Raw genomic sequence first — 20599 nt, 5'->3', positions numbered from 1 at the left:
CGTCAGGGCTTGTAGACGATGGCGATGTTCAGCTGCCCGCCCTCACGGGCCCAGGCCAGCCACCGCGGCTCGTCGAGACCGCTGAGTCGCTGGATCGGGATGACGTGGACGCCCTGGTCGAGACGGCTCAACGCCCGGAACTCCGGCTTCTTCGAGATCCAGATGGAACTGCCACCGTCCCACGGCTCGAGGCAGGTGTAGACGTAGCCGTGCTCACGGAGGTTGATGCGATCCGCCAGGGCGTCGGCCTGCTCGCGCAGCTCCGCGACGACATCGGCCGGAACCGTGCCATCGAGGGTGAACGCGGCGACGTCGTACACGTTGCCCTCGCCGAAGTCCCTCGACGTGAGGATGGTCAGTTCCGTGACCCCCTTGTCGGCCGTGCGCGTCCACAGCGCGTGCGAGTTCTTCGCGCGCTTGTTCATCAGGAAGCCGCCGAAGTTGACCTTCTGGAACGCGAAGTCGTCGAGCTTCGCGGCGATCTCGGCACGTGTCGTCATGGGGTTCTCTCCTTGTCCGGGAGGTCGGGCGGCCTCTCCGTCGAGCGAGCCTAGGCGCGTAGGCCGCGACGGCAACGGCGTCCGAACGAGCCCGAACGCGGCACCCGTGCGGTGGCCTGCCATAGGCTCGGAGCATGCCGGCCCCGCGCACCCTCGACGAACTGTGTCTCGGGCTGGGGAGGATGCGCATCGAGGCGGGGTCGCCGTCCTACGCGGAGATCGCCCGACGCATCGGGCAGCTCCGTACGGGCGCGGAGCCGGCGAAGGTGACGGTGTACGACTGCTTCCGCCCCGGACGCCGGCGGGTGGACGATGCCCTCGTCGGGGACATCGTCCGTGTGCTCGGCAGCGACCCCGCGGACGCCGCTCTCTGGCGGGACGCGGCCCGCATGCTCAACGGCGAGCGGTCGGGCGTGCACATCGAGGTCTCACTCGCTCCGCGCGACGCCCCCGGCGCTGAGATCGGGAGGGAGGAGCTTCTCGCTACCATCCCTCCCGCAGATGTGGTCGTGCTCACCGGCCTCCCCGGGGCGGGCAAGACCACCCTGGCCACCGCTCTCGCCGGTCCCGGCACAGTGCTGACCGTGCAGCTGCGGGAATCCGACACCGATCGTCCGCACCCGGATCCGATCGATGTCCTGCGTCGGATGCTCGGCGCCCTCGGCGTGCGGTCGCTGCCGTACGAGCTGTCTCGATTGCGCGAGCGTCTCCGGAGCGCCGCGCGCGGCACGACCGTGGTCCTCGAGGATGCCGGTGACGCCCGTCGCCTGGCGGCGCTGCTCGTCCCCGGGGTGCGCTACATCGTGACCGCCCGGGACGACCTCGCGAACCTGGGGGAGCGGCTGCGTCCGGACGGACTTCGGCTCGCCAGGGTCGTCGTGCCCCCGCTGGCGGACGACGAAGCCGAGCGGCTGCTTGCGGGTCTGCTGGTCGAAGAGCGCGACGGCGGTGCGGCGGGAGCGGAGGTCGCCCTTCGCGCCGATGCGCTTCGCCGGATCGTCGCGGTCGGCGGAGGATTGCCCCTCGATCTCGTGATGCTCGCCGGAATCGTCCGCGAGCACGAGGGCTGGTCCTTCCAGGACCTCGCCTCCCGATTCGAACGCGAGCCACGTGACGCGCGTATCCGTCCCGTGCTGGAAGCAGCGACACGTTCCCTGAGCGCAGGCGAGGCCGACCTGCTGGCGGATGCCGCGCTGCTCGACCGAGATCTCGATCAGGACCTGCTGCTTGCGGCGAGCGGCCCCTCTGCTCCAGCCGACCTGCGTCGTCTCCATGCCCGACACCTCGTCGAGGTGCGCGACGGTCGTGTGCGCATGCACGCCACGGTGTTCGCGTTCGCCGCCGAACGTTCCCGCTCGCTGCGACCGTCTTCGGCGCGCCGGAGGTTCGTTCGGCGGGCGGCTGAGGCCGTGCGTGCGCGGATCCACGACGACCCCGACTACGCCGCCCGGGAGATCACCTCGGTGCTGGCGGTCGCCGCAGCAGCGCGTGAGCACGGTCAGGACGCGGCCGTCGAACAGCTCGCACTGGAGGCGCACCCGGCGTTGTCCCGGTGGTCGCTGTGGAGCGAGTCGCTGCGCCTGCACGACCTGGCTGCGCGTGGGGAAGGACTGGAACTCGTGCCCGAGATCGCGCTGGGCATCGCGCACTGCGCGGAGAAGCTGGGACGTCTCGACGAGGCTCTCATCACACTGCACCGGGTGCGACGCATCGCCACGGGATCCGCGCTCGCCCGCACCTGGAATCAGATCGGGAACGTGCAACGCTGGATGAGCCACCTCGAAGACGCGCTCGTGTCGTATCAGCGTGCGATCGCACAGGCCCGCGCGGCGGGCGACCTCATCGTCGAGGGACGCGCGACCGGCAACCATGCCGACACCCTGCGGATCCTCGCGCGCTACCCGGAGGCGATGGAGGGATACACCGTCGCGCTGTCGATGGCGCGCGCCGAGGCGGACGAGCTCAACGTGGCGGTCGTCCGGGGGAACCGCCCGCTGCTGCTGCTCGCGATCGGGCGGCTGGATGAGGCCGAGGGCGAGCTCCTTGCTCTCCTCGAAGAGTCCCGCGTCGACTCGCTGCCGTTCGTCCGCAGGACCCTGGCGCTGGTGGCGGAAGCGCGTGGCGACGATGCGCGTGCGCGTGAGCTCTGCGCCGCGGCGAGGCAGACCCTGCAGGTCGCGGGGGAGTACGGCACCTCTGCCGACCTCGACCTGCTCGAGGCGCGCATCGCGGGGCGTGCGGGTGACTTCCCGCGGGCGATCGCCGCTGCCGAGGGCGCGCTGCGGGAGGCGGAGCGGGCCGGCTCTCCGCTGATCGCGACCGAGGCGGCGAATTCGCTGGCCGAGATCCTCGTGCTCGCTGCCGCCGGAGCGGGACCCCGCGGCCGGCTCGTCGATGCCGAGCGACACGCGCGGGAAGCGCGGAGCATCGCGGAAGCGACCGGCGACCGAGCGGAGGTGGCCCGTAGCGACGGCATCCTCGCGGGGATCGCCGAGGCGCAGGCGGATACCGAGACGGCGGCGGCCTTCGCGCGTGCATCCGCTGAGGTCTATGCCGAGATCGGGCACCGCCTGCAGACGGTGTGACCGGGCGACCGCGACATCCACGATGCCCCGGAATGCCAGGATGGAGGCATGGACACCGCCAACCTCAGCCGCGAGGAGACCGCCGCGCGATCCGCTGCCGTCACCGTGCACCGCATCCGAGTCGAGCTCGATCTGACGGGAGCACCCGAGCGTGCCCGCACCGGATTCTCGACCGCGACGACGCTCGAGTTCGATGCGACGACGTCCGCGACGTGGATCGACTTCATCGGTGAAGAGGTGCGTCGGGTCGTGGTGAACGACGTCGAGCAGGAGGTCGTGTACGACGGGGCCCGCATCGCGATCACGGGACTCGCGGCCTCGAACGTGGTGCGCATCGAGGCGGTCGGCACGTACAGCCGCTCCGGCGAAGGCCTCCACCGGTTCCACGATCCGGTCGACGACGAGACCTACCTGTATACGCAGTACGAGCCGGCGGATGCGCGGCGGGTGATGGCGTGCTTCGAGCAGCCGGACATGAAGGCCTCGTACACGTTCGTGGTCGATGCGCCGTCGGGATGGGAGGTGCTGTCGAACCAGTCGCCCGTGCACACCGATCACGGCGTCGGCGTGCAGCGGGTGGAGTTCGCCCCGACGCTCCCGATCTCCAGCTACATCACCGTGGTCGCGGCCGGACCCTACGCCCGTGTCGACGGCGAGTGGCGGCGCGACGAGCAGCAGATCGCGCTCGGCGTGTTCGTGCGCAGGTCGCTCGCGCCGCACCTGGAGGGGGACGAGATCCTCGAGGTCACGAGGCAGGGGCTCGACTTCTTCACCGACGCGTTCGCGTATCCGTACCCGTGGGGCAAGTACGACCAGATCTTCGTCCCGGAGTACAACCTCGGTGCGATGGAGAACCCGGGCCTGGTCACCTTCACCGAGTCGTACCTGTCGCGGGGCGCGGCGACCGATGCGCAGCGGGCGGCACGGGCGAACACGATTCTGCACGAGATGGCGCACATGTGGTTCGGCGACCTGGTCACGATGACCTGGTGGGACGACCTCTGGCTCAAGGAATCCTTCGCCGACTACATGGGCGCGCATGCCTCGGCGGCCGCGACGCGGTTCCACGACGCCTGGGTGAAGTTCGCCGCGACGCGCAAGGCGTGGGCGTATCAGCAGGACCAGCTGCCGACCACGCACCCGATCGTGGCGGACATCACCGATCTCGAGGCCGCGAAGCTCAACTTCGACGGCATCACCTACGCCAAGGGGGCGGCGGTGCTCAAGCAGCTCGTCGCGTTCGTCGGCGATGACGCGTTCTTCGAGGGCGCGCGGCGCTACTTCGCCGCGAACGCCTTCGGGAACACCACGCTCGCGGACTTCCTCGTGCAACTGAGTGCCGTTTCCGGACGGGACATGAGCGACTGGTCGGCGGCGTGGTTGCAGACGTCGGGCGTCTCGACCCTGTGGATCGAGACCGAGGACGGCGGGTCCTTCCTGCGTCAGACCGATCCGCGACCGCACCGCCTCCGCATCGGACTGTACGACCGCGCGGAAGACGGACGCATCGTGCGCCGCGAGCAGCGCGAGCTCGACCTGATCGACGAGCGGGCCGCGGTGGATCTCCCCGCGGCCGACCTCGTGCTTCTCAACGACGACGACCTCACCTACGCCAAGGCGCGCCTCGACGAGCGCTCGCTGCGCACGGTGGAGGAGTCGCTGTCCGCGATCGAGGATCCGCTCGCCCGGGCCCTCGTGTGGTCGTCGCTGTGGAACGCGACGCGCGACGGCGAGCTCGATGCGGTGCGGTACCTCGACATCGTGCGTGCCCACGCCCCGAGGGAGGAGAACGGTGGTCTGCTCGCGGGCGTGCTGCTCAATGCCGCCTTCGCGCTGCGCCACTTCGTCTCCGACGCGCGGCGTGCGGATCAGCAGCGCTCGTGGGTCGAGGCCGCCTGGCACGCGCTGCAGGCCGCGGATGCCGGCAGCGATGCGCAGCTCTCGTGGGCGCGGGCCCTCGCCGCGGCATCCGCGTTCGACGATGTGCGGCACAGCGAGATCCGTGGCCTCCTCGACGGTGCGGTGCCCGAGGGGCTCGTGGTCGATCCCGACCTGCGCTGGCAGTTCCTCGGCGCGCTCGTCACGACGGGGCATGCAGACCTCGCCGATGTGGATGCCGAGCAGCAGCATGACGACACGGGCGACGGACGCACGGCGGCACGGCGGGCACGGGCCTCACGACCGACCCCCGAGACGCGCGCCGCTGCCTGGGCGTCGGCGTGGGAGGACCTCGAGCTGAGCAACGATCATCTGGATGCCGAGATCGCCGGGTTCCGCGCCGGCGGACGCCGCGACCTGATCGCCGGGTTCGACGACGAGTACTTCGCGCGGATCGCTCCGGCCTGGAACGATCGCAGCATCGAGATCGCCCGCCGCCTCGTGCTCGGTCTGTTCCCCGCGGCGGAGTCGCTGGAGCCGACGGATGCGTGGCTCGACTCACACCTGGATGCCCCGGCAGCACTGCGCCGGCTCGTGATCGAGCAGCGGGACCACCTCGCGCGCGACCTGCGCGTGCGCGCGGCGCAGGATTAGGCCGGCGACACCGGCATCCCCATGACCGTGCGCACGATCCACGGGTGCGCACGGTCATCGTCGATGTGGGTCATCCCGAGGTTCTCCGCGACGCCACGGGAGGCATCGTTGGCCGGGTGGATGATCGCGGTGAGCTGCGTGGGTGCGAGTTCGCGGGCGACGAGCTCGACGCAGGCGCGGACCGCCTCGGTCGCGTAGCCCTGCCGCTGCATCACGCGGCGCACGTGGTAGCCGACCTCCAGCACCGGGAGGTCGTTGACGGACTGCCAGGTCAGCCCGCAGTCGCCGACGAACTCACCGTCATGGGTCTCGATGATCCACAGGCCGTGGCCGTGCTCTTCGTAGCGCTGCTGCATGCGTGCGATCCACTCCGCGCTCTCTGCTCGGGTCTTCGGCGCGGGATAGAACGCCATGACCTCGGGGTCGCCGAGCATGTCGGCGATCGCGTCCAGATCGTCCGCGGTCATCTCCCGGAACCTCAGGCGTGCGGTGGGTCGGGGGAGCAGGCGCGGTGTCGGCGCGCTCACAGGTCGAGCGTGTCGCCGGGCTCCAGCACGAAGAACTCGCCGCCGTCCTGTTCGGTCGCCCACTGGAGGCGCTGACGGTGCATGTTCTTCCCGATGACCGAGAGCGTCATGTCGTGGGTGCCGAAGGCACGGCGGGGGGCGACGGCGAGGACGAAGTCGATCGCCTCGCCGATCTTCAGCCAGGGGGCGCCGAGCGGGGCGGCGAGGGTGCCGACCGTGACTCCCTCGGGGACGGCGTACGAGTCGCCCGGGTAGTAGAGCTCGTCGTTCACGAGCACGCCGACGTTCTCGACGACCGGCAGCGAGGAGTGGATGACCTCGTGGGTGCCGCCGAAGAATCGCAGCGTGAAGCCGCCGACCTCGGTGGTGTCGCCGGGGGACACCACCGTGGTGTCGTAGCCCTCCGCGGCGCGTGCAACGCCGGACGGCGCGTAGATCGGCGTACCCGGTGCCCCGCGCAGCAGGCGGTCGAAGTGCTCCGCGGTCCAATGATCGGGGTGCTCGTGGGTGATGACGATCCCGACGAGACCGTTGAGGTCGTCGAGCGGTGCGGTGAACGAACCGGGATCGATCAGCAGGGTCTCATCGTTGGCATCGAGGCGGAGGGCGGCATGTTCGAACTTGGTGACGCGCATGAGACGAGTCAACTCCTTCGCCCGGCTCACGGCAAACGGATTTCCGCGCGCCACGCCCGGGCGTCACGGGGAGGTGGCGTCGATTTGGCGCAGCGAGAATCGCCATGGCATACTTGAACGGTTGTCGCGCGACGGAAACGTTTCGCCAGACGGCCCCATCGTATAGCGGCCTAGTACGCCGCCCTCTCACGGCGGTAACGCGGGTTCGAATCCCGCTGGGGTCACACAACACAGAAAAGCCTCCGGTTCGCCGGGGGCTTTTCTCGTATCCGGGTGACTCAGGTTGCGATCGAACGCGTGAGCCGGAGCGCAGCGCCCGTGCCGAGCACGGCGAGCACGGAGAGTGCGAGGTCGAGACCGTACGCGGTGATGGCCACGACCGGGGCGACGAAGAGCAGCACCGCGGTCACGGTCGTCGCAGATCCGGGGTGGCGAGGCCGGCCGAGCGGTGGAGTGCTTTCGAACGGGCCGAGAACCCGTGAGAGCAGCCAGACCGCGGCCAGCACGATGACGAAGAACACCGGTCGCGTCCACCACCAGGCCGGGCTCCCGGGTGCGGGCATCGGCAGGGGTAGCAGGAGTTCGATGCCGACGAGCACCATGATCACGGGCAGGTGCCAGAGGTAGATCGTCATCAGCCGCGACCCGATCAGGAACACCGTGCCCTGTGCGGCGCGTGTGCGCATGAGCGCCGTGAGCGGGCCGTGCAGGAGCGTCAGCGCTGCTGCCTGGATGACGGCGAGCACGGCCATCGTCGCCGTCGGCGGCCACTGATTTCCGAGCATGCTCTGCGTGTAGCCGCCGAGGGAGACGAGTCCCCACAGCGCTGCGTATCCGCCGGCGATCATGAGGACGAGTTGCCACCAGGATCTCCTCGTGAACCATCCGTCGTAGAGGAAGAACCCCACCTGCTGAGCGAACAGCCAGACGAACAGGATGTTCGGGATGCCGAAGAGCTCCTGCCCGAGCCCGTACCCGGTCGGAGGGACCGGCGCGATCCCCAGGACTCCGCCGATGACCAGGAATCGGAACGCATCGACGGCCAGGGCCGCCACGAGCAGCAGGACCGCGACCCATGCGCCGTGCTTCTCGTGCAGTCGCATCATGGTCGGCGCGAGCGCCTGGGCGACCATGTAGGCAGCGAGGAACCACAGCGGCGACCCGACGCCGATCGCGATGGTGTCGACGAGCCCGGGATCGATTCCCAGCAACCGCGTCGCTCCGAGGGCGATCGCGAAGAAAAGGAAGAGGGGGAGCGCCGGACGCGCGAGGCGGGCGAGCCGCACGCGCACGAAGGCATCGGCCGTCTCGCCGCGTGCCTGCGCGGATCGCCACCCCGCTCGTGCGGCATACCCGCCGACGACGAAGAACAGCGGCATGATGTTCGCGATCCAGGAGGCCGGGGCGAACCAGGACTGGGCCTCCACGGTCTTCTCGATCAGAAGCGATCCGTCCGCGGCACGACCGACTCCGGTGAACAGGACGTGCACGAAGACCACGAGCAGCACGCACGCGACGCGCACGAGGTCGAGAGTGAGATCGCGTCCGGCCGGGATCGTGCGGGTCGTCGAATCGGTGGCGGCGCTGCTCATGGCGTCGACTCTAACGACAGAGCACACTCGTGCCCCTCAGGGCGAGCGGTCGTGGCGATATGAAGCAGACTGCCCGGCGCTCAGGAGATCGCGTCGTCGGTCGTCGGCTCGGATGTCGCTCGCGCGGCGCGACGGTTCCGGCGCGTCCGACGGATCAGCCAGATGACCAGCACCACGACACCGGCGACCGCGAGCCACGGGAGGATGAATCCCAGCGCGATCACGAGAGCGTTGAGGGACACGACGAGGCCGTTCCAGCCCGCCAGCAGGCCGTCTCCGAAGCCCGCGGGATCCGCAGAGGTCGGCGCGGGCGCGGTGGTCAACTGCACCTGCAGGGAGGACATCGCGACCTGATCGTCGAGGGCAGCCAGCTGCTGCTCGTACGACTCGAGCTGTGCCTGACGGTCGGTCAGAGCGACCTCCGCCTCGATCAGCTCCGAGACCGAGCCCGACTGGGCCATCAGCTCCGTGAGCCGCTCGACCGACGCCTTCGTCGAGTCGACGCGTGCCTGCAGATCGATCGCCACCGAGGTGACGTCCTGCTTCGAGGTCGACGACGACAGGACGTCGCCCGACTCGGCGAGGGCCGAGATCACATCGGCCAGGTCGGCGGACGGCACGCGAATGCTGATCCACCCGTAGGCGGAATCTGCAGGGGCGGTGGGGGCGGACATGCCGTCGACGGCCACGGCCTTGCCGATCTCGGTGCTCTCGACGTAGCCGCCGTGCTCCTCGGCGAGGGCGGTGATCGCCGATGCCGCGTCGGGAATGCTCTTCACCTGCACCGTCGCCTGTGCGGTCGCGATGATCTCGCGACCGCTGTCCGAGACCGCGGTGCCCGGAAGCGCCGCGCCGTTCACGTCGGAGCTCAGTGCGCCGTCCGGCAGCGACTCCGGTGTCACGCCGGTGATGCGCTCGGGGGAGGCGGGTGCGGAGTCGGCGACCGAGCCGCCGGACATGCTCACTCCGTCGGCGGTCATCGAGGATGCACCGCCGACGGCGGCCAGGATCGGAGGGGTGACGAGCACGCCGACGACGAAGGCGGCCGCGATCCCTCCCGCGGTGAGCCACCCGCGCCGGCGGGCACGGGTCTTGGCCACGGCAGGCTGCGCGGGGGTGCGCTCGGCGGCGATCTCTGCGAACACCGATTCCTCGATCCGCGCGATGGTCTCGTCAGAAAGGGCGGGGAGCTCGTCGTGGGGGTTCTGGTCGTTCATGCGTCTCTCACTTCCGTCACGGCGCCTCGCAACTGCGTGCGCACTCGCGAGAGACGGTTCCGGACGACGGCGTGCGTCACACCGAGCTCTTCGGCCGCCGCCTGATAGGCGTAGCCCTCGGACGCGCACAGGCGGAAGATCTCACGATCGAGATCGCTCAGGGTGCCCAGTTCGGCGGTGATCCGGGCGGCGAGGTCGGCCGTGATGACCTGGTCCTCGACGCTGACGGTGTCCGCGAGGGTCTCGTCGAGCGCATCAGCCGTGTGCGCCTGGTCGCGTCGCCGCTGGCGGAGCCGGTTCGCCGCCTGGAACCGGCATATCGTCGCGAGCCAGGGCAAGATCGACTCGCCCTGCAGTTCCAGGTCGGGGAGCTTGCGCCAGGCGACGACGAACGTCTCCTGCGTCACGTCTTCCGCGTCGGCGGGGGACGCGAGAATGCCCTGGGCGATCCAGTAGACCGGTCGCACATGGGTTCGGTACAGCTCGCGGAAGGCGCTCTCGTCACCTGCCGCGGCCTGCGCCGCCCACTTCTGATCACTCGTCTGCACGGGCATCCTGATTCCGTTCGGTGTCTCTCATCGGGAAAGTGTCGGCGGATGCCTCATCGTCTCAGATCCGCTGCAAGGAGTTTTTCTGACTTCACGGGGTTCGTGGCCTCGCCGCTCCGGTAGCATTGCGCAGGCGAGAGGGAGTATCCCGGATCCGCGCGTAACGTCATCACGAGCACCGTCATCGTTGCTCCGGGCGCGCGCCGCACGATCGTGCGGGGGAGAGACTTTCGGCTCATTCCCGACCCTCGCGAAAGGTGCCGTGCGCCCTTGGAAATCCCACTCTGGTTCGAGATCACCTCGATGGTGGTCCTGTCGATCATCCTGATCGGCGACCTGCTGCTGATCCGGCTGCGGCCGCACATCCCGTCGACCAGGGAATCGACCCTCTGGGTCGTGTTCTACGTGGGACTCGCGCTGCTGTTCGCGGCGCTGCTGGGCACCGTCGCCGGCTGGCAGAATGCGGGTGACTTCGTAACCGGATGGGCACTGGAGTACAGCCTGTCGATCGACAACCTGTTCGTGTTCGTGCTGATCATGGCGCAGTTCGCGGTCCCGCGTCGCCTCCAGCAGCAGGTGCTCATGGTCGGCATCATCATCGCGCTCGTCCTGCGCGGCCTCTTCATCCTCGCGGGCGTCGCGATCGTCGAGAACTTCTCGCCGATCTTCTACATCTTCGGCGGGTTCCTCATCTACACGGCGATCCGTCAGGCGATGCCGGAGGGTGAGCATGAGGACGACATGAAGCGCGAGAACTTCATCGTCCGCCTGCTCCGCCGACGCATCGACATCAGCGAGACGTACGACGGCTCCAAGATCCGCACCACGGTCGACGGCAAGCGCATGTGGACGCCGATGGTGATCGTCTTCATTACGATCGGTGTCACCGACCTGATCTTCGCGATCGACTCGATCCCCGCGATCTTCGAGATCACCACGAACGGCTTCCTCGTGTTCGCGGCCAACATCTTCGCGTTGATGGGTCTGCGCCAGCTCTACTTCCTGCTGGGCGACCTGCTGGATCGTCTGCGCTACCTGCACTACGGCATCGCGGTGATCCTGGGCTTCATCGGCGTCAAGCTGATCCTGCACGCTCTGCACGTGAACGAGCTGCCGTTCATCAACGGCGGTCAGCACGTGGAATGGGTGCCCGATATCGACAACATGGTCTCGCTCGGTGTGATCCTGGTGTCCATGACGGTCGCCACGATCGCGAGCCTGGTGGCTTCCTCGCGGGAGAAGCGCGCCGAGAAGAAGGCCACGCTCGTCGAGTAGTCGAGACGGGCGGACCGGCGCGGTTCAGAACGCGCGCAGGTTCGCCTGCAGGCCGCCGTCCACGTACTCGCGACGGAGGAGTCCGCGACGGCGCAGGATCGGGACGAGCTCATCGAGCGTGCGGTGCAGCGTGACCGGGTGGAAGTCGCCCCACAGCAGCACACCGTCGTTGCCCCAGTCGCCGAGCTCCTCGATCAGGTCGGCGAACTCGTCCGCTGTGCCGACGAAACCGGTGCGGTCGGTGATCCGGCCTGCGCGTGCGAGCGCGGTGAGGTGCGCCCGCAGCGGAGCGTCCTCGCCGCGGTCGCCGACCAGCCGCTGGATGCTTCCGCGCGAGACGTGGGCGCCGAAGAGGGACAGGTCGAGCGGTCGATCGAGGTCCAGCGACGTCAGGTCGGTCTCGAGATCGCTGGACTGCTTGCGCGCGACCTGCACCAGCGCCGCGTCATCGGGGTGCGCGGAAGCGGCGACGATACGGTCGGCCTCGTCGCTGGATGAGGTGATGACGGGCTGGATGGCGAACAGGATCTTGATGTCTTCCGGCCGTCGTCCCTTCGCGATCGCCGCGTCGTGCACCTTCGCACGGTAGGCGCGCACCGACGCCTCGTGCAACGGAGCGAGGGCCAACTGCACGTCGGAATTCGCCCCGGCGAAGCCGAGGCCTCTGCCCGAGCCTCCGGGCGACACGATGGCCGGCTCGCCGTCGGTGAACGGGAGCGCGTTGAGGGGGCCGTCGAAGGCGAAGTACTCGCCACGGTGACGGATCGGACGCAACTTCGACCCGTCCGCGTACACATCGGTCGCACGATCGGCGAGCAGCGCACCGTCGTCCCAGCTGTGCCACAGGGCGCGGATGCTGTCGAGCCATTCCTCGGCTCGGTCGTAGGCCTCGTCGTGACCGAGCTGTGGTGCATCGGAGAAATGGCGCGCGCTCCCGGTGTCGGTCACGACGTTCAGCCCGAGCCGGTGCCCGCTCAGGTGCTGCAGCGCCGCGAACTGTCTCGCGGAGGTGAACGGCAGGGATGCCGCCGGATTCACCGTGGGCACGACTCCGAGGTGCCTCGTGGCCTGGAACAGGTACGGCGCGAGCAGCAGCGGGTCGTGCTTGGGTCCGCCGAACGCGTGCCGCACGCGGATGTCGATCGTGTCGGGTGACCCGAGCGACGGGCTGTCCTCGATGATCACGAGATCGAACCCGGCCTGTTCGAGTGTGCGCGCCGCTTCCTGGTAGATCTCCGGCCGGGTCCAGTCGTAGTCCCAGTCGAGCGAGGGGTATCCCCATCCCTGCGGACCGAAGCCGCGGGCGAGGAACCAGCCGAAGTGCTGGGGACGCGTCATGCGACGGTCTCCCTCACGCCGGCGAGCACCTGGGACAGGTCTGCGATCAGGTCTTCCACGTCTTCGATGCCGACCGAGAGACGGAGCGTTCCCGGCCGCACGCCGAGCGCCTCGCGTTCCTCCTCCGTGCGCTGCGCATGGCTCGTCGTGCCCGGATGCAGCACCAGTGAGCGCACATCGCCGATGTGCGTCATGTGGATGAACACCTGCACCTGCTCGACGAAACGGCGCGCCGCGGGCAGCCCACCGCGCAGCGTGAACGTGAAGATGGAGCCGAAGCCGCCCTGCAGGTACCGAGCGCCGGTCTCGTGGTCGGGGTGGGAGGGCAGACCGACGTAGTCGACGCTCTCGACCTCGTCGTGCGCCTCCAGCCAGCGCGCGATCTCGAGCGCATTTCGCGACTGCCGTTCGACCCGGAGCCCCAGCGTCTCCGCGCCCTGGCCGATCAGGAACGCATTGAGCGGCGAGGGTGAGGCGCCGAAGCGCGGAGCGACCGATTCCCGGGCGTACGCGATGCGGGCCCCGCCGCCGTGGCGTGCGGCCACGCTGGGGGTACCGCCTCTGCCAGGGAGCACGAGATGGGGGGCGTTGTGGCCGGCGTGCTCGGCGTCGAAGCGGCCGTCGTCGACGATCACACCGCCCAGCACGGACCCGTGCCCGGCGAGGAACTTCGAGGCGGAGTGGACGACGATCGCCGCCCCATGTTCGATCGGACGCAGCAGAGCCGGCGTCGCGAGCGTGTTGTCGACGATCAACGGGATCGCGGACTCGTCGGCGATCGCGCTGATCGCCGCGATGTCCAGCACGTCGTTGCGGGCGTTCGCGAGGGATTCGGCGAACAGGGCGCGCGTGTTCGGACGGATCGCCGAGCGCCAGGCATCCGGATCGGCGATGTCGTCCACGAACGTCGTCTCGATGTCGAGCCGGGCGAGGTTGTCGAGCAGGAGACCCCGGGTGCCCTCATAGATGTGGGTGGAGGAGACGATGTGGTCGCCGGCGCCCGCGACCGTGAGCAGCGCCGTGGCGACCGCCGCCTGTCCGCTGGCGACCAGCACCGCATCGGCCCCGCCTTCGAGCGCGGCGAGCTGGCGTTCGACGGCGTGCACCGTCGGGTTGCCCGTGCGGGTGTAACCGAAGCCGGTGCCGGTGGTGAAATGATCCGCGGCGTGGTCGAAGTCGTCGAACTCGAACCCGGCGGTCAGGTAGATCGGCGTCGCGCGGGACGCCGCCGTCTCGCGGCTTCTCGCCGCGTGGACCGCACGGGTGGCGAAGCGGGCGGTGTCGACGGTCATGCTGGTGCCTCTCGGTCGTTCGGTGCTCAACAGAGTGTCACGGCGGGTCGGAGCATGTCCGAGCGGTGGTAATCTGACGTCATGCGGACCGTGCTCCTTCTTCTTAGGCGCCGCGACGAGACCTCGCTCTAGAGCCCCTCCTCGTCGCGGAGTCCATCGTGGGCCGAACCGCCAGCCACAGGAGAGACGCAATGACCACCCCCGCAACCGGTGCCGATTCCGCACGCCGCAGGACCCTCGCAGAGAAGGTCTGGGACGACCACCTCGTCGTCAAGGGCGAGAACGGCGAGCCGGACCTCATCTACATCGACCTGCACCTCGTGCACGAGGTCACCAGCCCGCAGGCGTTCGACGGTCTGCGCAGCGAGGGCCGACCGCTGCGCCGGCTCGATCTGACCATCGCCACGGAAGACCACAACACCCCGACGTGGGACATCGACAAGCCCATCGCCGACCTCACGAGCCGCACGCAGATCGAGACGCTGCGTCGCAACGCCGCCGAGTTCGGCGTACGTCTGCACTCGCTGGGTGACGCCGAGCAGGGCATCGTCCACGTCGTCGGTCCGCAGCTCGGCCTCACGATGCCCGGCATCACGGTGGTCTGCGGAGACTCGCACACCTCGACCCACGGCGCGTTCGGTGCCATGGCGTTCGGCATCGGCACGAGCGAGGTCGAGCACGTCATGGCCACGCAGACGCTGCCGCTGAAGCCGTTCAAGACCATGGCGATCAACGTCGAAGGCACCCTGCGCCCCGGCGTCACGGCGAAGGACATCATCCTCGCCGTGATCGCCAAGATCGGCACGGGAGGCGGGCAGGGCTATGTGCTCGAGTACCGCGGCAGTGCGATCCGCGCGCTCTCCATGGAAGGGCGCATGACGATCTGCAACATGTCGATCGAGGCGGGCGCTCGCGCCGGCATGGTCGCTCCCGACGAGACGACGTTCGCGTACCTCGAGGGCCGGCCGCACGCCCCGAAGGGGCAGGACTGGGACGACGCAGTCGCCTACTGGCGCACGTTGCCCTCCGACGACGGTGCGACCTTCGACGCCGAGGTGTTCATCGACGCGGACGAGCTCGAACCGTTCGTGACCTGGGGCACCAACCCCGGCCAGGGCAGCTCGCTGTCGTCCGCGGTCCCCGATCCGGCCGAGATCGACGACCCCAACGAGCGTGCTGCGGCGGAGCGCGCGCTCGAGTACATGGACTTGGCGCCGGGCACCCCGCTCAAGGAGGTCCCGGTGGACGCGGTCTTCATGGGCTCGTGCACCAACAGCCGCATCGAGGACCTGCGCGCCTTCGCATCGATCATCCAGGGCAAGAAGAAGGCCGACGGCGTCCGTGTCATGGTCGTCCCCGGCTCCGCACGCGTGCGGCTGGAGGCCGAGGCCGAGGGCCTGGATCAGGTGATCAAGGACTTCGGAGCCGAATGGCGCTTCGCCGGCTGTTCCATGTGCCTGGGCATGAATCCCGACCAGCTCGCACCGGGGGAGCGCTGCGCCTCCACCTCCAACCGCAACTTCGAGGGCCGTCAGGGCAAGGGAGGGCGCACGCACCTGGTGTCGCCCCTCGTCGCTGCCGCGACCGCGATCCGCGGCACGCTGTCCAGCCCGAGCGACCTGACGGAAGGGTTCTGACCATGGAGAAGTTCACCACCCACACCGGTATCGCCGCTCCGCTGAAGCGCTCGAACGTCGACACCGACCAGATCATCCCCGCCGTCTTCCTCAAGCGCGTCACCAAGACCGGCTTCGACGACGCCCTGTTCCACGGCTGGCGGCAGGACCCCGAGTTCGTGTTGAACCAGGAGGCGTTCCAGGGCGCATCCGTGCTCGTCGCCGGCCCCGACTTCGGCACCGGATCCAGCCGTGAGCACGCCGTGTGGGCGTTGCGTGACTTCGGCTTCAAGGTCGTCCTCAGCCCGCGTTTCGCCGACATCTTCCGCGGCAACTCGGGCAAGCAGGGACTCCTCGCCGCAACCATCTCGGAAGCGGATCTCGAGCGGATCTGGGCCGAGATCGACCGGAATCCCGGGGCGCAGATGACCGTGGACCTCGAGGCACGGACGGCGTCCATCGGCGACGTCCAGGCCGACATCGAGATCGACGATTACACTAGATGGCGGCTCCTCGAAGGGCTCGATGACATCGGGCTCACGCTGCGCAACGAAGACAAGATCGCGCAGTTCGAGGCCCGTCGCGAGTCGTGGCGGCCCCGAACCCTTCCCGTTCAGTAGGCGGTGGGGGCGGGGGAGCCAGGGGCAACCCGCCCCCGAAATCCGTGAACGAAGTGAGGCTCCGAATGACGACACCTGTGCGCGACGCTCTTCCGGACGGAGTCCCTGCACTCACCGGAGACGTCCTCGCCATTCGAGGAGGACGTCCGCTTCGAGGTCGCGTCGATGTCAAGGGCGCGAAGAACCTGGCCACCAAGGCAATGGTCGCGTCCCTCCTCGGCGAGACCGTGAGCACCCTGCGCGATGTGCCGGCGATCAGCGACGTCGCCGTGGTGCGCTCGCTGCTCGAGGTCCATGGCGTCCGCGTCTCGGAGGGCGACGAGCCCGGCTCGCTCGTGTTCGACCCGAGCGACGTCGAGTCCGCCCACTTCGAGGAGATCGACGCGCACGCCGGGGCGTCGCGCATCCCGATCCTGTTCTGCGGTCCGCTGCTGCACCGGCTCGGTCAGGCGTTCATCCCCGACCTCGGCGGCTGCCGCATCGGCGACCGCCCCATCGACTTCCACCTGGACGCGCTCCGCAAGTTCGGCGCCATCGTGGAGAAGCTGCCCAGCGGCATCCGCCTCTCGACCGGCGGCACCCGTCTGCACGGCGCCAACATCCACCTCCCGTACCCGAGTGTGGGGGCGACCGAGCAGGTGCTGCTCACCGCGGTCCGTGCCGAGGGCGTGACGGAGCTGCGCAACGCCGCCATCGAACCCGAGATCATGGACCTGATCGCCGTGCTGCAGAAGATGGGCGCGATCATCTCCTACGAGCCGAACCGCGTCATCGTGATCGAGGGCGTCGAGAAGCTGCGCGGCTACGACCACCGTTCGATCTTCGACCGCAACGAGGCCGCGTCCTGGGCGTCCGCCGCGCTGGCCACCGACGGTGAGATCTTCGTCGGAGGCGCCAAGCAGCAGGAGATGCTGACGTTCCTCAACGTCTTCCGCAAGGCCGGCGGCTGGTTCGACATCCAGGAAGACGGCATCCTGTTCCGTCGCGACGGCGAGATCAAGCCCGTCGTGATCGAGACCGACGTGCACCCCGGCTTCATGACCGACTGGCAGCAGCCGCTCGTCGTAGCGCTGACGCAGGCGCACGGACGCTCCGTCGTGCACGAGACCGTGTACGAGAACCGGATGGGCTTCACGGAGGCCCTGGTGAAGATGGGTGCCGACATCGTGGTGCACCCGCGTGGCCTGCAGGACGGTCCTCGACGCGTTCCCCGCCGTGACCTCGAGCAGGCGGCCGTCATCACCGGCCCGACGCCTCTGCACGGCGCCGATATCGTGGTGCCGGACCTGCGCGGCGGATACAGCCACGTGATCGCGGCACTGACGGCCACCGGCGAGTCGAAGGTGTCGGGTGTCGACATCCTCAGCCGCGGCTACGAGAAGTTCCTCGCCAAGCTCGACGCGCTCGGCGCCGACTTCGACGTCATCCGGTGACCCGTATGACGTCCCGGTCGACGGAGACGACGCGGCCGAGCGTGTTCTGGCCGCTCGCGGCGCTGGTGATCCCGCCGGTCGCGCTCATCGCGAAGATCCGTGTCAGCGGCGCCGAGAGGCTGCCGCAGCAGGGGTCGTTCGTCCTCGCACCGAATCACTACTCGGAGTTCGATCCGCTCATCGTCGCCGTTGCGGTGTGGCGCACCGGTCGCGCCCCGCGGTTCATGGCCAAGGAGAGCCTGTTCAAGGTGCCGGTGCTGGGCTGGTTCCTGCGTCGCACCGGGATGATCCCCGTGGCGCGCACCTCGTCCGCGTCATCCGCGCGGCAGACGATGAAGCAGTCTGAAGAGCTGGTCGAGCACGGCCGCGGCGTGATCGTCTACCCGGAGGGAACGCTCACGCGCGACCCCGACCTGTGGCCGATGCGCGGCAAGTCGGGCGCGGTGCGACTGGCACTCGCTGACGGTATCCCGCTGATCCCGATGGCCCAGTGGGGCACTCAGGCGATCATGGGGCGCTACCAGAAGGGCCTCAGCCTGTGGCCGTTGCGCAAGCCTGTGCAGGTGCTCATCGGCGATCCCGTCGATGTCTCTGACCTGCGGGATCGGGCGGGAGAGCCCGCCGCGCTCACCGAGGCGACCAATCGACTCATGAACGCGATCACCGCGCTGCTCGAGGAGCTGCGCGACGAGAAGGCTCCCGCGGAGCGCTGGAACCCCGCGAGCCACGGCCAGAAGGAGACCGGACGCCTTGACTCCTAAGAGAACGGTTCCGGTCGGTCCTCGGGCCACGGTCATCGGCTCGGGCAGCTGGGGAACCACCTTCGGCAAGATCCTGGCCGACGGTGGTGCCCAGGTGACGATGTGGGCGCGTCGCGCCGAGCTCGCGCAGGAGATCAACGAGGCCAAGCGCAACTCGCGCTACCTGCCCGGCATCAACCTGCCCCGCACCATGACGGCCACGCATGAACTGGCCACATCGCTCGACGGCGTCGACCAGGTCTATCTGTCGGTGCCGAGCCAGTCGCTCCGTGAGAACCTCAAGGCCCTGCGACCGTTGATCGCCGACAGCGACGCCAAGGTCATCAGCCTCATGAAGGGCGTCGAGCGCGGCACCGGTCTGCGCATGAGCCAGGTGATCCAGCAGGAGCTGCGCTGCGACCCCGATCGCATCGCCGTGGCCTCCGGGCCGAACCTCGCCCTGGAGATCGCCCGGGAGCAGCCCACAGCCGCCGTGATCTCGTCGCGCAGTCAGGAGACGGCGGAGATCGTCGCCCGTGCCGCGCGGAACAGCTACTTCCGCACCTTCGTGAACACCGACGTGATCGGGACCGAGTTCGGCGGGGTGCTCAAGAACCTCATCGCCGTCGCGATCGGCATCGTCGACGGGGTCGGCTACGGCGAGAACACGAAGGCGTCGATCATCACGCGCGGTCTGGTCGAGATGACGGACTTCGCGGTGGCGAACGGCGCTCACCCCGAGACCCTGCAGGGTCTCGCCGGCCTCGGCGACCTCATCGCCACGTGCCAGTCGCCACTGAGCCGCAACAACACGGCCGGGCGCCTGCTCGGCCAGGGGTACAGCTTCCAGGACGTCGTGAAGCAGATGCAGCAGACCGCGGAGGGCCTCGCCTCCGTCGCTCCCATCCTGCAGCTCGCGCGCGAGGCGGAAGTCGACATGCCCATCGTCGAGCAGGTGAAGATGGTGCTCGACGGCAAGATGGATCCGCGTGACATCGCACCCCACCTGACGACGGACGACGACACCCCGCAGGGTGAGAGGACCAACCATGGACAAGCAGACGGTGGTGGTGCTCTTCGGCGGGCGCTCCAGCGAGCATTCGATCAGTTCCGCAACGGCGGGGGGCGTGCTGGGGGCGATTGATCGCAACCGCTACGCCGTGATCCCGGTGGGGATCACCCGCGAGGGCGCGTTCGTGCTCGAAGACGACGATCCCGCGAAGTTCCCGCTGGACGCGGCGCACCTCCCGGAGGTCGTGGACAACGGCACGCGGGTGCTGTGGCCGGAGCCCGGAGGCGACCGCACGCTGCGTGTGGTGCAGGTCGACGGCACCGTCGACGGCCTCGGCGAGATCGATGTGGTGCTGCCCATCCTGCACGGTCCGCACGGCGAGGACGGCACGATCCAGGGCTACTTCGACACGCTCGAGGTGCCGTACGCGGGGGGAGGGGTCCTCGACTCCGCGCTCTGCATGGACAAGCACTTCATGAAGATCGCGCTCCAGGCGGCGGGCATCTCGGTCGCGCCCTGGGTCACCGTGCGTCGTCGGGAGTGGGATCAGGATGCTGCCGACGTGCGCACCCGTGCCGCGGCATTGGGGCTGCCGCTGTTCGTCAAGCCGGCGCGCGCCGGATCGAGCGTCGGCGTGTCCAAGGTGGAGGCCCCCGAGGAGCTCGACGCCGCTCTGGCGGTGGCCTTCGCAGAAGATGACAAGGTGCTGATCGAGACGGGCGTGAGCGGTCGTGAGATCGAGGTGGCCGTGCTGGAGAGCGCCGACGGCGTCCGAGCGTCGCTTCCTGGAGAGATCGTGCTGACCTCCCGAGGCTTCTACGACTTCGAGGGCAAGTACCTCGGCGGCGACGGCGTGGACGTCGTGTGCCCCGCCGAGGTGACCGAGGCAGAGCTCGCGGCGATCCAGGATGCCGGTGTCCGGGCGTTCGAGGCCGTCGACGGTCGCGGCCTGGCGCGGGTCGACATGTTCCTGACACCGTCGGGCGAGCTCGTGGTGAACGAGCTCAACACGATGCCGGGCTTCACACCGATCTCGATGTTCCCGAAGTGCTGGGTGGCGTCGGGGCTGAGCTACGGCGACCTCATCACCGAGCTCGTCGAGGCCGGCCTGCGCCGCTGAGACCGACTCCCCGCGGG

17 protein-coding genes and 1 tRNA gene are annotated in these 20599 nt (G+C 69.0%); 10 read left to right on the top strand and 8 right to left on the bottom strand.

Annotated elements, in window-relative coordinates; genetic code table 11:
* Positions 1-2: 2 nt before the first annotated feature.
* Positions 3-500, bottom strand: coding sequence for a hypothetical protein (locus WFM69_RS07630; protein ID WP_337003277.1), 498 nt, complete (start codon positions 498-500; stop codon positions 3-5).
* A 134-nt stretch (positions 501-634) separates the two neighbouring features.
* Between WFM69_RS07630 and WFM69_RS07625 the strand changes: the two genes are divergently transcribed.
* Together WFM69_RS07625 and pepN are read left to right on the top strand one after the other, a co-directional pair.
* Entirely contained in the window at positions 635-3085 is a 2451-nt protein-coding gene (locus WFM69_RS07625; protein ID WP_337003275.1) for a hypothetical protein, read from the top strand.
* 48 nt (positions 3086-3133) lie between these two features.
* Positions 3134-5617 carry an aminopeptidase N gene (pepN, locus tag WFM69_RS07620; protein WP_337003274.1) on the top strand — a complete coding sequence of 828 codons (2484 nt, stop codon included), beginning with the start codon at positions 3134-3136 and terminating at the stop codon, positions 5615-5617.
* On the opposite strand, the gene WFM69_RS07615 is transcribed toward pepN, so the two are convergent.
* Positions 5614-6144: a GNAT family N-acetyltransferase gene (locus WFM69_RS07615; RefSeq protein ID WP_337003273.1), complete on the bottom strand. Its 531-nt coding sequence runs from the start codon at positions 6142-6144 to the stop codon at positions 5614-5616. The two genes, pepN and WFM69_RS07615, sit on opposite strands and share 4 nt — an antisense overlap.
* The gene (locus WFM69_RS07610) at positions 6141-6779 is read right to left on the bottom strand and encodes an MBL fold metallo-hydrolase (protein WP_337003272.1); all 639 of its coding nucleotides are present in this window, start codon (positions 6777-6779) and stop codon (positions 6141-6143) included. Before WFM69_RS07610 ends, WFM69_RS07615 begins: the two co-directional genes overlap by 4 nt.
* 151 nt (positions 6780-6930) lie before the next feature.
* Here WFM69_RS07610 and WFM69_RS07605 point away from each other — a divergent pair.
* Positions 6931-7003: transfer RNA gene (locus tag WFM69_RS07605), tRNA-Glu, on the top strand.
* A 54-nt stretch (positions 7004-7057) separates the two neighbouring features.
* On the opposite strand, the gene WFM69_RS07600 is transcribed toward WFM69_RS07605, so the two are convergent.
* The 3 genes from WFM69_RS07600 to WFM69_RS07590 form a co-directional block, all read right to left on the bottom strand.
* A complete protein-coding gene (locus tag WFM69_RS07600) occupies positions 7058-8371 on the bottom strand; it encodes an acyltransferase family protein (RefSeq protein WP_337003271.1) in 1314 nt (437 codons plus the stop codon).
* Positions 8372-8451: 80 nt separating this feature from the next.
* Positions 8452-9588, bottom strand: coding sequence for a DUF4349 domain-containing protein (locus WFM69_RS07595; protein WP_337003269.1), 1137 nt, complete (start codon positions 9586-9588; stop codon positions 8452-8454).
* Positions 9585-10142 carry an RNA polymerase sigma factor gene (locus tag WFM69_RS07590; protein ID WP_337003267.1) on the bottom strand — a complete coding sequence of 186 codons (558 nt, stop codon included), beginning with the start codon at positions 10140-10142 and terminating at the stop codon, positions 9585-9587. Before WFM69_RS07590 ends, WFM69_RS07595 begins: the two co-directional genes overlap by 4 nt.
* A 264-nt stretch (positions 10143-10406) precedes the next feature.
* Between WFM69_RS07590 and WFM69_RS07585 the strand changes: the two genes are divergently transcribed.
* Complete coding sequence (locus WFM69_RS07585; protein WP_337003265.1) at positions 10407-11411, top strand: TerC/Alx family metal homeostasis membrane protein; 1005 nt, start codon at positions 10407-10409, stop codon at positions 11409-11411.
* 24 nt (positions 11412-11435) lie between these two features.
* Here the strand turns inward: WFM69_RS07585 and WFM69_RS07580 are convergent, their stop codons facing one another.
* Together WFM69_RS07580 and WFM69_RS07575 are read right to left on the bottom strand one after the other, a co-directional pair.
* Positions 11436-12749, bottom strand: coding sequence for an LLM class flavin-dependent oxidoreductase (locus WFM69_RS07580; RefSeq protein ID WP_337003264.1), 1314 nt, complete (start codon positions 12747-12749; stop codon positions 11436-11438).
* Complete coding sequence (locus tag WFM69_RS07575) at positions 12746-14041, bottom strand: O-acetylhomoserine aminocarboxypropyltransferase/cysteine synthase family protein (RefSeq protein ID WP_337003263.1); 1296 nt, start codon at positions 14039-14041, stop codon at positions 12746-12748. The genes WFM69_RS07580 and WFM69_RS07575 overlap by 4 nt, the downstream gene beginning before the upstream one ends.
* Before the next feature lie 191 nt (positions 14042-14232).
* Between WFM69_RS07575 and leuC the strand changes: the two genes are divergently transcribed.
* The 6 genes from leuC (at position 14233) to WFM69_RS07545 (ending at position 20582) form a co-directional block, all read left to right on the top strand.
* Complete coding sequence (gene leuC, locus WFM69_RS07570) at positions 14233-15678, top strand: 3-isopropylmalate dehydratase large subunit (protein WP_337003261.1); 1446 nt, start codon at positions 14233-14235, stop codon at positions 15676-15678.
* A 2-nt stretch (positions 15679-15680) separates the two neighbouring features.
* On the top strand, positions 15681-16277 hold the full coding sequence (leuD, locus tag WFM69_RS07565) for a 3-isopropylmalate dehydratase small subunit (RefSeq protein WP_337003259.1): 597 nt from the start codon (positions 15681-15683) through the stop codon (positions 16275-16277).
* Between the two features lie 65 nt (positions 16278-16342).
* The gene (gene murA / locus WFM69_RS07560; RefSeq protein WP_337003257.1) at positions 16343-17710 is read left to right on the top strand and encodes a UDP-N-acetylglucosamine 1-carboxyvinyltransferase; all 1368 of its coding nucleotides are present in this window, start codon (positions 16343-16345) and stop codon (positions 17708-17710) included.
* Positions 17707-18471, top strand: a complete 765-nt coding sequence (locus WFM69_RS07555; RefSeq protein WP_337003255.1) for a lysophospholipid acyltransferase family protein — start codon at positions 17707-17709, stop codon at positions 18469-18471. The genes murA and WFM69_RS07555 overlap by 4 nt, the downstream gene beginning before the upstream one ends.
* Entirely contained in the window at positions 18461-19594 is a 1134-nt protein-coding gene (locus tag WFM69_RS07550) for an NAD(P)H-dependent glycerol-3-phosphate dehydrogenase (RefSeq protein ID WP_337003253.1), read from the top strand. Before WFM69_RS07555 ends, WFM69_RS07550 begins: the two co-directional genes overlap by 11 nt.
* Positions 19500-20582, top strand: a complete 1083-nt coding sequence (locus tag WFM69_RS07545) for a D-alanine--D-alanine ligase family protein (protein ID WP_337003251.1) — start codon at positions 19500-19502, stop codon at positions 20580-20582. Before WFM69_RS07550 ends, WFM69_RS07545 begins: the two co-directional genes overlap by 95 nt.
* The last annotated feature ends 17 nt before the right edge of the window (positions 20583-20599 follow it).

This window comes from Microbacterium sp. LB12 (genome assembly GCF_037150835.1).
Classification (GTDB): domain Bacteria; phylum Actinomycetota; class Actinomycetes; order Actinomycetales; family Microbacteriaceae; genus Microbacterium.
Note: the sequence above shows the minus strand (reverse complement) of the source record. Positions and strands in the feature narration are given on the sequence as shown.